Origin of the sequence: Mesomycoplasma ovipneumoniae ATCC 29419 (genome assembly GCF_028885435.1) — a bacterium.
GTDB classification, from domain to species: Bacteria; Bacillota_I; Bacilli_A; order Mycoplasmatales; family Metamycoplasmataceae; genus Mesomycoplasma; species Mesomycoplasma ovipneumoniae.
The window spans coordinates 379,988-395,841 of sequence record NZ_CP118522.1 but is presented as its reverse complement, the minus strand read 5'-3'; the positions used below and the strand labels follow the sequence as shown (position 1 = coordinate 395,841).

The 15,854-nt window shown below is 28.5% G+C and carries 3 protein-coding genes; 1 reads left to right on the top strand and 2 read right to left on the bottom strand.

Annotated features, from left to right (window positions below):
• Window positions 1-48 precede the first annotated feature (48 nt).
• Both PWA39_RS01525 and PWA39_RS01520 read right to left on the bottom strand, forming a co-directional pair.
• The gene (locus tag PWA39_RS01525; protein ID WP_069099261.1) at window positions 49-1,281 is read right to left on the bottom strand and encodes an Mbov_0400 family ICE element protein; all 1,233 of its coding nucleotides are present in this window, start codon (window positions 1,279-1,281) and stop codon (window positions 49-51) included.
• A 330-nt stretch (window positions 1,282-1,611) separates the two neighbouring features.
• Complete coding sequence (locus PWA39_RS01520; RefSeq protein ID WP_274827486.1) at window positions 1,612-7,581, bottom strand: SGNH/GDSL hydrolase family protein; 5,970 nt, start codon at window positions 7,579-7,581, stop codon at window positions 1,612-1,614.
• A gap of 346 nt (window positions 7,582-7,927) precedes the next feature.
• On the opposite strand from PWA39_RS01520, the gene PWA39_RS01515 reads away from it, so the two are divergent.
• Entirely contained in the window at window positions 7,928-15,850 is a 7,923-nt protein-coding gene (locus tag PWA39_RS01515; protein ID WP_069099597.1) for an ABC transporter permease, read from the top strand.
• Window positions 15,851-15,854 lie beyond the last annotated feature (4 nt).

Genomic DNA, 15,854 nt, shown 5'->3' with positions numbered 1-15,854 from the left:
AGACTAAAGCAGTAAAAAAGCACAATAAATGGTACTTATATTTAAGAATTACATTTTCATTCCTTTAGGTTTTTGAGTTTGTTGTTCTTCATCTTCTTGATATTTTTGTTGGGCTAAAAGATTTCTGTTTTCTAATTCTTCATTAATGATTGATATATTTTCAATACAAAATCTTTCTTTAATAAATCAAGTAGCTATCTCTTCCTTTGACCAATCATAGTCTTCAAATCCTTGTTCAATATAATCTCTAAACTCATCATAAAAACAACTATTATCAATTCATTGTGCTAATTTTTGGTTTTCATAAGCTGATTTAAATTCTAAAAGTTGCTTATCTTCTGTATTATAGAAAAAATAGTTTTGTTGAATTTTAGTTAATTTGTCTGAATTTATATCATATTCATCAACAATATTTAAGCTTGTTCTTCTTCGCCCTCAAGGAAGAGTGAGACTACCTCAGACATCACCATCTGATACTTTATAGTCTTTAAATTCTTCGGTGTTAAAAATATCTTTTTTAACTAAATCGATAATTTCAACAACATTAGCGCCTTTATCTAATAGTTCATTATCATATATATAATGATAAATTGGAGTATAAACTCTATCAACCATTAATTCTTCTTTTGTTATATTTATTCCAGATTTAACTGGATTTAATTCTACTGATGTGTGTTCTTTGCGATGATAATTAACAACAAAAGCATTGGCTTTTCTAATTGTTTCAGAATCTCTGTTTTCTAATAATTTTTCTCCCCATCCTTTTTCTTGGTCAAAACTAGCATTGCTTGCATATAGTAATTCTGGTTCAATAATAGGTTTTTGTTTATTATTATATCCTATAATACTTACATTCATTAATGAGATGTGGTCATTTTTAAAGTTTTTTTCTACTTGATTAATAATTTGCATTGCATAATTAAAAGGCAGTTGGTCAATTTCTGGATAATTACTTCTTCCATACGCAACTTCAAAATCTTTTGCGCGCATTCTAAAAATCTGTGAACAATCAAGTAGACTATCTTTAAAAAATAAAGAATCAGACTTTGTCGCACTTGCAGGAATAAGAATTTCTGTTGGCAATTTATCCGTTATTATTCCTTTTTTAGAAGCTCTTCGTGCTTTGACAAAATAATGCATATCCGTGTTATCACTATATCAAATAACAACGGGATATCCTTTAATTGGTTGGCCATAAACATTGAAAAGTATATTATGTTTTGGCATATAAGGTGTGAATTTTGCTAATATACTTTTTATTATTCCATCTTTGCTTGCCATAATTTTCCTTTTGATTTAAAATTTTTTCTTATTAAAGATAAATTATAGTGGAAAAATGGCTAAATTTTCCTAAAATTTTTGCTTTTTTAAAAAAATTTTTAACATGAAATAAAAATTTTTTGCCATCTAAGGAAAAAAACTTTAGTTAATAATTTAAACTTGTACGGTCAAAACTAGTGAAATTTGGATCATTTTTTAATATTTATTATTAAAAAATGAAAAAACTTCTAAACACCTCTAGAAGATTTCTGTGATTAAATATACAAGTAAAACTCTATTATAAAAAGAATATAAAAAATATTAACATTAATTCAATTTTATATTGATTTACTATCTTTTAGGCTTTTCGTAATTAGTAGGATAAGTTCCATCATGAATTTGCTGCAAAACTTGGTCTCTTAATCTAGGTTGACCGGTATCTTTTGAAAATCGATTACCATCTAAATTATAATAAATCATTGTTAGCATATCGTTTAATTTAACATCGGAAGCTGAATAATAAGACGTTCAAATTTGCCATCAACCAGCTTTAGGTTTTACTGGGTCACCTATTATTTTGTCAATGAAAGTTTTATAATCATTATCGTTAGTTTTGTTTGTATTTGCTTGTTGACCGTTTTGTAAAGATGCACGGATTATTTCAGATGCAGTATAGGCAGACAAAATACCACCGTAAAACGCTGAGGATCGTGCTCAAAACTGAGAAATTCTTGATTCATATGTATAAAAAAGAAGAATTAAAACTAATCTATAAAGGAGTCTTCCTTTTGATGAGTCTTTAAAGTTAGAGATTGATATTTTGCTAGATTTGGTGCTTTCAGAGTACCAAATTCTATGAAATAATTTTGAAATTGCCTCAAGTTGAGGGTCTTTTTGACCTGATTTAAAAATTGATTCAAATGAAATTCCTGTGTATTTTATATGATTTAATTCTTTTAAAATTGGCGAAGCTTCATTTTCCTTATCCTTATTTCAGTTTGGAGAGGCTAAAAATATTAAATCAAAAAAGTCAGCAATTGATTTAGTTGATATTTTTTGATTAGTTGGGGTTTTTATTGTTAATTTTGTTTCATCAATTAGATTTTTTCGATCGGTTGAACTTTGGCCAGTTGAGTCATCTCCGCCAATTTTTGGTTCAATTTTAACAACTAAATCAAGATTAATTAATTTTGCTAAATCTAATTTGCTAAAAATAGTGCCAAAAAAGCTTGTGGCTTCTTGACTTGGATCTAAAGTTTTGATTGACTCTACAATTTGATCTAATATTCCTGAAAGTAACGGATTTTCTAGTCCTAAATTTATAAAATCATCGAAAAATTTAGTAATTATTTCCCTTGGTTTGTCTATTTTAACCTTCTTAAGATTTTCATTATTATCCAATTTTAATTTTAAATATACAGCGATTATGTCGGCTGCTAGATCAGCAAAATCAGCATCTTTTATTAAAAAGTCAACCACAGATCATAGATATGATTTTAAAAATACTGAATTTGATTCATTTTGAGAATTTGCCTGACTATTAGTGGTGTTTCTATTGGTTTCATCACTTAAAAATTTAACTAAAAGGCCGGAAAATGTTTTTACTTCTTTGAATAAAGCAGAATTTTTGTTCATATAATCTAAAAGACGAAAAATTAAAACTTTATTCATTGACTCAGGTAAAAATTTTATGAGTAACTTTTTAAGTAATGGCTCAATTGTTTTCTTTTTTTCTGCTGATAAACCACTAAATAGTGAAAAGCTAGACACATCGCCAATGCTTAATAAACTAATTTTGTCTTTGAAAAATGATGAATCAAAAATTTTAACGATGATATTTCAAAGATTGTTTCTTTCATCTTCAGAAATTTTATTATAAACTGATGCAACTTGTTTTATAAGGTCAATAATAAATTCTTCTTTTCCAATTTCGGACTCTAAAAGTGTTTTAAGATTTGAAAAAGAAACCTCACCGCTTGTTATTTTGCTCAAAATTGATATAAATTTTGTTAATAAGGCATTATCTTTAGAATAATTTGCCTGGATTTGCGGTGAGGTTGTTTCTTGAGAAGATTCAGATGATGAAGAGGTTTGGTCTTGGGTTTGGTCAGTATCGCTAAAAGGTTGAGCGCTCACTAATACTTGGGAAAAATTCTCACTTACATTAACGGTGGAAGCTTCGTCTGGAATAAGTCCTGTTGGATCCACTTCTTCTTTGTAAAAGTTTTCAAGATTGTTTTTTATTATTTCTTTTATTAGTTTAAAAAATGGCTGAAATTCAGTGTCTTTAAATTGAGTATCAAACATTTTTCCAACTAGTGTTGAAAAATTGTCGCTCAACTTGTTGTCTTTTTCATCTAGTTTAACAATAAATTCACCAATAATTTTGTTAAAATATTGCTTTTCAAATAGTGTCTTAATTAATGAAAGGTTATTCAGTGGCTGTTTAATTTGTGTTTTTGCAACTATTTTAAAATATGATTTAAACAGATCTTTTAGTGCCGGTGATTCTAAAAATCAATTAAAAATTGGCATAACACTGTCAAGATATTCTTTTGGAATATTTGCCAGGCCTGTCCGAATCTGTTCAGAAATAGGCTTACTTCTAACAACTTCGGAAATTAAAGTCGCAATACTATCTTGGGAAAGTTTGCTTGAGGCATCGGTACTTGTTGACTCTTGAGAATAATAAAAATTAGCAATATCAACGCTAAAACTGTCAAATAAAGTCTCAAGAACCGGTTTTTTAGGGGTAGAATTACCTGAAATTGCATCAAGTATAATTGAAATCAGTGCTTTTATTACTAGTGGCGAATGAGTTTTGGGATCTTGATCAAAATCTAAAGTTGAGTCTTTTAGTTTTGAAAAAATATCACGAACTAAAGCCAAAATTGTATTAACTGAATCTTCAGACAAATCTAATTTATATTCAGCCAAAATTATCTCTAAAAATTCAGAAATTGAATCTCAAGTTGAAGAATCTCCTAAGAAAAGGGTAAAAACTTGCTCAATTAGTTGAGTGTTTTGTTTGAGAAAATTTTCAACTAGTGAATTAAAATTTGGATGTGATTCAAATTGTTTTTTGTCAAAAAAATACTCAATAAGTTTTGAAAGTAATTGTTCAACTTGTTTTGATTCAAAAAAGTTTGTTAAAATTTTTAAAAGTGATTCTTGGATTTTAGGGTTGCTAAAAAAACTATTTTGACTTAATTTACCAAGAAGTTGGTTCTGTAAAAAAGACTGTCCAAAAAGATTTTTGAAAAATAAAACCAAGTCTTCATTTGAAATTTTAGTTTTAAAATCAAGACTTGCAAGATTTTTTAAGAGACTATAAATTGTATCTTGAGTGAAAAAATTATTTAAAAAGTATGATGAAAAATTTTGGAAGGATAGTTTTTGATCTGTTAGGGCAATTTCTTGCGAATATTTTTCAATTTCTAGTTCATCTTGTTGTTTTTTAGCTTCTTCTAAAAGTAATTTTGCTGAATTATGCTCGTCAGAATTTTCTTTATAAAAAGTTTCAAAGTTTTGTAGGGCAGCTTTTACAAATCCAAAAATTAAATTATCAGTTGGAGCATCTCTGTCTTCTTTTCAAGCTAGATATTTAACGCGAAAATCTTGAAAAATTAGCTCAATTATTGATGTAAAAGTTGAAATTGATTTTTCAGTTAAGCCTGATGAGCTTAGTGAATTTGAAATTAAACTAGTAAGATTAGTTAAAAATTCCTCTTTTTCAACATTTGCGGCGATAAATTCATAAACATTTTCCTCAAGTTTTGGCAAATTATTGGCTAAAAACTGAAAGCCAAAACGATTTAAGTTGTCAATTTGTTGGTATTTGTTTTTATTTACTAAAAAATCATCGATGGCTTGATTTACAATGTCTGCCAGTGGTTTAAATGAATTTGAAGCCAAAAAATCTTTAGCTGAGTCAAAAAAGAATGAAAAACTAGCAAAATTTGGGGTTGACTCATCAATAAAATTAGTTAAGTCAAATTTTGTTAAAACTGGGTAGAATTTATTAAGTAATTTTTTTAGTGAGTCAATTTGGTTTTGGCTCAAATCAAAACTTAAAAGTTCGTGAAATAAATCAAGTAAATTTTTGGAATCTTTAAAAAAAGATGAGTAATTTGTATAAATTTGCTCTGAAAAAATTGAAGCAATATTTTCAGAGATATCAGTAGTATTGATTTTTTTAATAACATTTAAGAAATTTTTGGCTGCTTGATCATTTAGTTTAGCCCAAACATTAGTGCGAACAACAACATCGGCAATTGAAACTAAAAGATTAACTAGCGCATTTTGATCTTCCTCGTTCAAATTGAACTCAAAATTATCGTTAATAATCGATACTAATAATTTAACAGATTCATGATGTTTTAGTGTTTCAGAGATAAAATTTCGAATAAAAATGACATTATCATTGTCATTATCAGGATTTTCTAAATAAGTTCGAATTATTTCGTGAAAATTCTGTGAATTCTTATATTCACTTGAGCGAAGATGGTAGTCAGTAATTATTTTAGAAAATAATTTTCTTATTGAGTCAAAAGTAAAGACAACTTTTAAGTCTTCTTTATTTTTAAGGTCGATTTTGATAATGTTATTTATTAGCAAATCTTGGATTATTGTTTGGCCAAAAATGGATGAAAAAATTAATTCTTTAATTTTTTCAGGATTTTTATCTGCAAATTCAGAAGTTACAACAGTATTTAAAACATCAATTATTTGCTTTTCGTCAAAATCAGCAAAAATATAATTAACAAGGTCAGAAATTGTTGCTTTTTCTCAGTCTTTTTTATTAGTTACATCTTGAACATAAGTCTGAAAACGGTTAATAATTTTACTAAAAAAGCCACTTGAGTAAATTTTTTGCAAAATTTCGGAAAAAGAAGCGCCTGAATTTTGGTTTTCCTGTCAAAAATCAGTCAAAATTTTTTGCACGCTTGAATTATTTTGAACAGCTAACTGGACAAAACGGTTTAAAAATGCGCCAAAATTATTGTTTAGTATTACGTTTAGAAAATTTTCTATCGGTGATTGAGTTGCTTTTTTAACATTTTGAGTGGTCAATTGTTCAATTTCAGAGTTTTCTGAAATAAATTTTTCAGGGGAATTGTCAACTGTTAAAGCCTTCAAAATTTCTGAATTGTTACCTAAATTTAGAATTCGGCGGTAATAATTATTATCTTTTTGGACATAATTTTCGCCTCAGTTTAATTTAGTATTTGCATCTTTTTTGAACTCAAGGTCTTGTTCAAAAGCTAATTTGAACAGTAGATCTTGCGCCATTTTTTTATAACCCTTAGTTGATGGGTGAATATCTAAGTCATTTGTGCTAAATTCAGAACTTTTTTCTTGCCAAATTGATTCATTGTATAAATCAACATAATTTACTTTTTGGTTTTTTGCGGCTTTTTTTATTGTTGAATTCAAACGTTTTATTACTGAATCAGCATAGTTTTCTGGAACGCCAATTTCGTTTGTGAGCATTTTCTCAAAGAATTTAATAATTTTTGAAGACAAAGAATTATAGCCAACTAAAACTATTTGTAAATTAGGATTGATTCTTCGTAAACTTTGAATTAGTAATTGTAAATTTCTGTAAATTCTTTGATTTGCAATTTCAATGTTTTGTGCAAATTCAAAATTTGCCTCAGCTTTTGTAGCAAGTTTTTGCATCGGCTTAGCGATTGTGCGAAAATCAATAGCTTCCATTAAATCATTTGCACCTAATGAAAGAGTTAGCAAATTAGAATTTTGAATTTTTTGACGTAGTTTTGGGTAATTATTTGAATTAAAATCGCCAAAAACGTCACGAATTTGCTGTCCATATGGTGAGTCTAATTTTTGGTCTAAATGATAATTGAAATTAAAATGAGTCTTATCAGAATGTTTATACGCTTGATTTTCAGGATTAAGCAAGTAAAGTCAATCGCTAATTGTTGTCCAAGAAAGGGCCAAATTATCAAAGGATTTAAGTGCATTTGGTTTTATTTTTTGAATAAAACTAGCAAAAAAAGCTGGATATGAGAGTCCGTTAATTTTGTTATTTCCATCAATTTTTCCGCGGAGATCAATAGAATAATCTCAATTAAAACCAGCAGAAATTGAATCACCTATTGATAAATAGTTAATTTGGTCTAAAAGTTTTTCAGTTTCCTGGGCTGAATGGGTTATTGGTACATTAAAATGCTCGGTTTTATCGCGATTTTTTATACCAATTAAAGTAATTCCAGAGACGGCCAGAGATAAAGTACCAAAACTTAAAAATATTTTGAATGCTTTAGAAAAATCAGGTTTGGAGATATTTTTTTTCATTATTTTACCCCGCTTCTTTTTGTTATTCCAGATTTTTTTAATACAAATGGATTAGATTGGTCCAATTAGATAAGGAGCAAACTAGAAAAATAAAATAAAAATTAAATTATACTACATTTTTAAATAAAAAAATCTTTTTTAAAAATTTGACAATTTAAAAAAGTTTTTTTTAGAGCTAATTCGAGCTAGGATCTTAAAAATTTAGATCGAGATTTTAGCTATATATATTATTTATTATTTATATATACGGTCAATTTGTCGAGTTGATTTTTAAATTTTAATTTATTTTTTTGTTTTTATTTTTTATTTTTTAAACTATAATTTTAAGTTTTAAGGTAGGTAGCCTATGAAAAAGATTTTTAAACACATATTTGCAATGTTTTTAAAAACTAAAGTTATTTTTGTTGGGCTAATAACTTTAGTTTTCTTTACCGCCGTAATTTTTACAACTTTATTCACGACAAATCGTGCCTATGAAGACCGGTTAGATGAGTATAAAAATTTTTCTGGTCTTCATGATGCAACGATTAATACTGAATTTAATTATTTTGGAAACGCCCAAAACGAAGGATATGATGAACTCAAACCAGACGTTTATCTACCGCTCGAGTCCGAAAAAAGTAAAAAACAACTAATAATAAAAGATAATTTTATTAGTTTAGGTTCAATTTCACCTAGTTTAAGTCAGGATGAATATGTTCTCTCAAGCGAATTTAGTCGCGAATTTTACTTTAATGCAAAATTAAATGATGACAACACATTTTCATTGTCAAAACAAGCATTTTTGCCAGTCTATACAACTAGTGATGGTAAAAATTTTCAAAAAAAAGTAAAATCATATTCTCTGACAACTGGTGATACAATAACCTTAGACAGAACAAATTATAAAGCTAGTGACATTCTTGTTTATTTCAAACAAGGAGATAAAATTATTATCAATTTTGCTAACTCACTTGTCATTAATGGTGTTACAAAACAAGCTACTTTTGATCCAATTTTAGGCTCAAGTTGACAAAGACAAGGAATTGGCTTTGAATTAAAAGGCCAGGATTTGCATGAACTTTTAAACATTAAACAAAAAGTTGATGGTGATTTTGAGATTCAAAATACTAACAGTTCGTTTGTTAATTTTACTCAAAATGGCGATTCTATTACTGCGAGATTTCAAAATAAAACTTTTAAATTAACAAAGGATATAAACTGAAGCTCTAATGAGTTTAGAATTTTAGATCCAGGTCAAAACTACCAATTATTGCCAAACTGAGTTCGTGATCTAAGATCTAAAGTTGAGTATATCAATCACAAATATAAACTTAAAGAAATTGATGCAAACAGTCAAAATTTCACTGGTTTTATTAAAGAATATTTGCTTTATTTAAAAAATAATAACCCTAAACAATTTGAAGAATTACAAAATATTAACTACTGGGAAAAACGGATAATAACTACTGATGGCAATCATGAAACTGTTGTCTCTGCTGATCTTTCAATCGCAGATTTAACCGTTAATTTCCAAAAAAAGGATGATCCATCTTTTGTAAGTACAATTGCCCAAATTGAACAACTAAATAGTAACAATTTAGCACTTGTTACAAATGAAGAATTAAATAACTTATCAAATTCAAATATTAAAAACGCAACCTTTTTAAAACTTTCACAAAATGTTCAAGAATATGCAAATGTTTATTTTTATAATTATTTGCAAGACTACTCACAAAAAGTTAATGGAAGAGATGTAAAAGTAGTTGACTCAATTGGAACAAGACAAACTTTTACAATTGACGTTCAACAAAAAGGTCAAGATTCAACAACAAACCAAGTTATTCATTTTATTAATTCCGGAATTAGTCCTGAAGTTTTTAATAAAATCAGTTTTGATAATCAAAATTTAGAACAACAGCAACAACTTGGAAGGCTATTTAACGAAATTCAAGATTATAAATCAAAAAGAGAAACTAAACTATTTCCACAAGTTGGAAAAATTTTAGATGACTCAAATACAAAAATTCCGCCAATTTTTCAAGCTAAAATAATTGCCGCAGCTCATGAGAGTTACGGAATTGATCCAAACTTAATTGATTTAAAAGTAACTTTTGGTAATGTTGAATTTCAAGATGATCAAAAATTGCTTTACCAAAACATTTTAAATACAAAAATTGTCTTACTTAAAAAAGTTCAAGACGACAGTCCAATTCCTACTACAAGCAATTTTGCAAACCTCGGTTTTCACGGAATAATTTTGCTGCCAAATTACCAATTTGGCTATGTTTTTAAAAACCTCGGTGAGACTAAATGAACCCTGCTTCCTGAAAATATTATAAAAACTGACTCTTCAGTTCCTGGAAGTCGTGAGCAGAGAACACAAGCCTTACTGGCAAATTTCTTGGCAAGTAAAAACTTTGAAATTGATGCCAAAATTTCGCCAAATGGTTGATTTAGACGGGTAGATAATTTTTCAAATACAGCAACAATTCCGTTAATTTACTATTACTTTTCAACTAATGTTCAAAATGAAATTGACACACAAAAATCAGCGCGCTCATTATTTTTACAAGCTGCTGATGCCTTAAATAATTCTGTTTTAGTCGATAATGGCTTTTTCTTAAAACCGGATGTAGATGCAATTTTTGCCGCTCTTGCTAATGCTGCTGATGAAATTAAATTAGTTGATATTCTTTCTTTTCGAACTAAAAATTATAATTTACTTTCTGAATTACTCGTAAAGGCCGGGCATAATTTAGTTAAAAATAACCGTCCAACAATTATTAATGATGTTCTAGCTAATTTTGTTGACCAAATAATTGCTAAAACCCAAGAGTCAGCTGTTTCTAATTCAGATCGAAGTCTTTATCTTCTTAGACAAATTTTTTCACTAAACTCAGTTTTATCTACTTTTGGTGTTGATATTTTTGATCAAATTCAACGACTTGGTGGAGTTGAGGCGCTAGCTAAGGCAATTAAAAATCCAATTAATTTATTAAATGGACTTAAAACAGTCATTTATTCAATTGACTTTGAAAAACTACTTACTAATTTAAATAATTGATTCGAAGAAGCTAATAAAAACAAGTCAAATTTAATTAGTCTTTTTTCAACTTCCGATTTTGTCAAAGAATTTTTGAAGTCAATTGACCAACAAAGAATAAAATCAGGACTAATTGATATTGTTAATGAAATTGATTTTAATGCAATGTTTTCAACTGTTGTTGATGAAAAAACCAAAGGCTTTTTTGGATTTTTAACAAAACCAATTGTTGAAAAATTTGCAAAAGATAAACAAGCTCAAATTATCAAAATTCTTGGAAAACTGAACGGAAAAGGAAGTGCTAATCCTTATTCAAACATTAACGAAGGTCTAATTGAATTAATTACTAATTTTGACATTGCAACTTTTGCAAAAAATCTTGATTATTTGACAAAAACCTCTTTTTCAGATGGTTATGATAAATATGTAAATCTGCCAGAAAATTTGAAAAAAGCACAAGAAAACCAAGAGTTTTTCAAGCGAAGCGAATTATTTGCTAATGATTATTTAATTTCCCTTGTTGGAACTTTCCTTAAAGATGAAAAAACAAGACAAAACACAATAAATTCATTAATTAAAATAATTAATGCCTCATCAAAAGGGCAAGATTCAGGAAGTGGAGAAGTTGGTCTTCGTTATTTCCTTCCTGGAGTTGATGAAGAAAAAATTGACATTTATGACTTACAATTTATTAGTGCTAACTGAAATTCAGCTGTAAATACTGATAATTTGCAAAAAAGTAAGCAAATTGATGTTCTTGCAAGTTCTATTCTGACAAAACTCACTGAGAATCCTGAAATAAAAATTACAAATCTAACATTAAATGAACGAATTTTCCTAAATAGATATTTAAGAATTGCAAATCTTGATAATATTGAAGATATTAAAAGCAGACTCCAGGAAATCAAAGATATTTTTGAAATCTTTAATTTTAAAAACTATACAAAAACCGGTAATATTATCACAAATATTAAACCGCCAAGTCTTGAAGATACAAATATTTTTGCAAGTTCTGAATCTATTGGTGACATTCTTTACTTTTTAACAAATTCAATCAAAATTCCTGCTCCAGTTGAAGATGGCAATTCTGGCGGAAATCCGCTAAAACTAAAGCCAATTTATATTTCAGCCTCAGCCGATCAAATTGATAAATTACAAAGCTCAATTATTAATGATCCTAGCTCAATTATTCCACTTGCAATTCGTAATTATCGTTTTTGAATTCGTTTTGTTGCCGAAAACAACCTTCCAAACTTAGAACTCCAGCAAGCATTTAATAAATTATATGCTTTTGCCAGTTCTTCTTCAACAAATGGAATTTTAAATGAAACAACACTTTTTGGTGGAATTAAAAATCTCCAGAACCAAGAAGGACTTTTTGCCGGACTTCCTGCTGCTTCAAGGTCAATTTTACAGCCTTATCTAACAAGTTTGCATTTAAAAAACGACAGTACCTTTAGAAATCTTTTAAATGATCCAGTTTTTGACAAACAATATACTGACCAGCATGGTAATAAAAAAACTATTAAAAATTGACTAATTGAAAATCAAACTGAATTAGTTGAAAATTTAGGATATTTGGCTTATTATTCACAAAATTATCCTTTTGATGCTAACTTTAATAAATCTGTTAAATATATAATGGATAATTATTTGCTACAAAATAAATTTTCTGATTCACCTTTCAAAAAACGCTTTTTATCAACACTTGTTGCTCAATATGCTAATTTAAATCCTTTGCTTGTTGGACTAAATTTAGACTCTCTTGGACTTGGGCAATTTTTCTCAGCGCAACTTCCACAAATTCCTTTATGATTCTCAACAAATCCTGATGCCTTAACCGAAACTGAATCAAACAATTTTAATCTTGCCTTTATTTTACAATCACGAATTCCATCTGTAAGACAAATTCAAGCTGATCCTTCAACAGAGCAGTCACAACTAATTGAGCTCTTATCATCACAAATAAAAAATAGTGAAGAACTTCCACCTTTTATTTATAGCAATTTGGCAAGCAGTGTTTCACTTGATTATTATAAATTAAAAGATATTTCTGCTTCAATCTTGGAAAAATCAAAAGATAATCCTGAATTTTTCGGTATTAATATTTACAAATTCTACGAGAAATTCTTCGAAAAAATCATTGTAACCCGCCTTGCAAGCAACTCAATTAACATTGATGATAATCGTGCATATGTTATCAAAGTCAATAATACCTATTTAGAACAAAATCAAAAAGAAATCTACCAAGGACAAATTCCTGACAATGCTAGTGATATTGAAAAATTAATTGATCAATTAGATGATAAATACATTTTAAATGCTGGTGGTCTTAAATATATAATTGTCGGTTCTGATTTTAGTGTTGATTATTTATATCCAGTTATTGACGAAAAAAATATTAAACTTGACCCGACAAATCAAGCCTTAGCATATGTAAATAAATTCGGATTTGATAAGGCTCGCTTTTCATTCCGTTCAAATCCAGTAAAAAATTACTTGTTAATTAAGTTAAAACCAGAAGGTGATCTGGAAAAATTCAAGCAAGATACTGATGACTTAATTGCCAAAAATTTTGCCCTAAATCGTCTCCAGCGAACATTTAGCGCTAATGAAATTGACTTTTTAAATCCCGAAAGGTCATTGCGGATTTCAGTTGGAACAAATATAATTTCTACTTTTTCATCAATTAATATTTATATAACTTTATTTTTATCAATTCTAGTACTTTTTGCTGTTGCCTTTATTATCAAACGTTATATTTCAACAAACAATAAAGTGCTTGGAATTCTTCGGGCTCAAGGATATACACTCTTTGAAATTGCTTCTTCATTCCTCTCAATTGGTTTATTAATTTCATTTATCGGTGGATTTCTTGGCTATCTAGTTGGATTTTTTGTCAAAATTCCACTTGTTGGCTTGATTTCACAATTTTGAGAATTTGATGTAAATCTTTATAGTTTTGAGCCAATTTCATTTGTATTTTCTTTTGTAGTTCCATTTTTGGCAATCAGCGGACTAATTTATTTAGTAATTCTTTGAAACTTAAAACAAAAACCAAACCAATTATTATCAGGAATTACTGAAATTAACACTTCAAAATTCGCCCAAGGAGTGGCAAAACTATTTCGAAAAACCAAAATTGTCAACAAATTTTCAATTTCACTTGTTATTAATTCAACTTGAAAAATTATCTCACTAGTAATTGCAATTATTATTGTCCAATTTGCGCTAATTTTTTCACTCTCTTCCCATAATATTTTCCAAAACACAATTACAAAAACTTACTCAAATCGTCATTATACATACAAATTAAATCTCTTTAGTCCAACGCGTGAAGGTGGACCGTTAGTAGTTTATAATCCAAAAAATCTTGAGAAAAACTTATATGTTCCAATTGGATCAGGTTCAGAGATTAACACTAATTCGCCAAATTACTTCCGTCCAGGAAATCCTTCAGTTTTTGGTGATACCAACCAAAATGGCGAGATAAATATTAACTCAAAAAATCCGGTTGTTCTTTCTCGATCAGGACTAAATATTAAAATTAGTGAAACAAATAACCTTTCAATTTTTGATATTGTTCTTTCAAATCTTCCTGAATCATTAAGAAATAATATTTTTTCAATTTCCAACAAAGTTGTTCACCAAATGGAACAATCACAAAATATTGAAGAAAAAATCGCTAACAAACAACCATATTTTAAATATTTAGCCGATCCGGGGAATGTTAATTTAGGTAGATTTTGGTACTTTAAATTTGATCCTGCAAAGAACGACTACCTGGCGCACGAAGTTTCAATTTTTGGTCAAGTCCAAAATCGTGATGAATACCGGAAATTTTTAGTCGAGTCATATTTGAACCCAAATGTTGAAAAAGACTTTACCGTTTCCTTTGGTGGAATTTCTCTAAGCCCTAATGCTGAAAATGTTCCACAAAATCAAGTCTATACTTACATTGACACTTCTTATAATGACGGATCTTCAGTTGAAAATGGTCTTAAAATTTATGGTTATAATACCCAAAGTCAAAATAACCCAATAATTGAAATCAAAGATGAATCAAACCAAGATTTACTCAAAGCCATTAATGATTTCAAAATTGAAAATGATATTTATCCTTTAGTTGTCAACCACGTTTTTGCCAAAAAACACAATTTAGGACTAAATTCAATAATTGAAATGCCAATTATTAACACTGTTGACCGTTATTTAGCAAAAATTCGTGATATTCCACAAAAAACAGCTAAATTTAAAATAATTGGTATTTCTGATACTTATATAAATTCAGAATTAATTACCTCACAGGACGTTGCAAATAAACTTCTTGGTCTTGATATTTTTGATTTAGCCTTAGAATTTTATAATTTAAAACCATTTAACGGATTAATTCTCGCTTCGCCTGATATTGAGCAAATTACTAATTCCTTTACTTTGTACTCACCTTCTGGATACTGAGCAGGTAGTTCAGAGATTAAAGTTGATTCACTAAATCAAGATGATACAATTGGTTTTTTTGCTAACATTTTTGGTTTTAGTGAAAACGAACAAGACCAAAACAAAGGTGCTTTACAACTTGCTGGTTATTCAAAAGAAGAAATTTTAAAAATTATTAACCTCAAAAATCAGCAACAAAATGCAACCTGAATTAACCAAAATTCAAACTTAGATTTTGCATCGCTCTCTAACCAAACCTTTGTCAACCAAAACCTTTCTTCAATTAAACAGGCGCTCAAAAATTTCAACGAAATTTATGGTAATACAATTTACCAAATCGCCCCCCAAGGTGTTGAGGCTAAAAATATTGAAACAAACTTTATTTCTAACTTTGCTAATCTTTTTGGAGCCGGAATTAATATTGTTGTCATTATTTTCCTAGCGGTTTCCTTAATTATTTTAATAATTATTGCTTCTTCAATCATTAATGAAAACCAAGAAAACATTGCAATTCTAGACGTTCTTGGCTATTCAAATCGAACAAAATTAAGACTTTTCTATAGCATTTATCTCCCAATTTTAATTATAGCAACTCTAATAAGCGTTCCTTTTGCAATGTTGGGAATGGGAATATTTAGCTCGTACATTCTTGCTTCAAACTCAATTTTCCTTGCTTTGGCAATATCAGTTCCTGTCTTCTTTGGTGCGCTATTAATAATTAGTGTAATTTTCTTTGGTGTGCTTGGAATTCTCTGACGCTTCTTAACAAACCGTAAATCTGTTTATGTAATTAAAGAACAAAATTAATTTT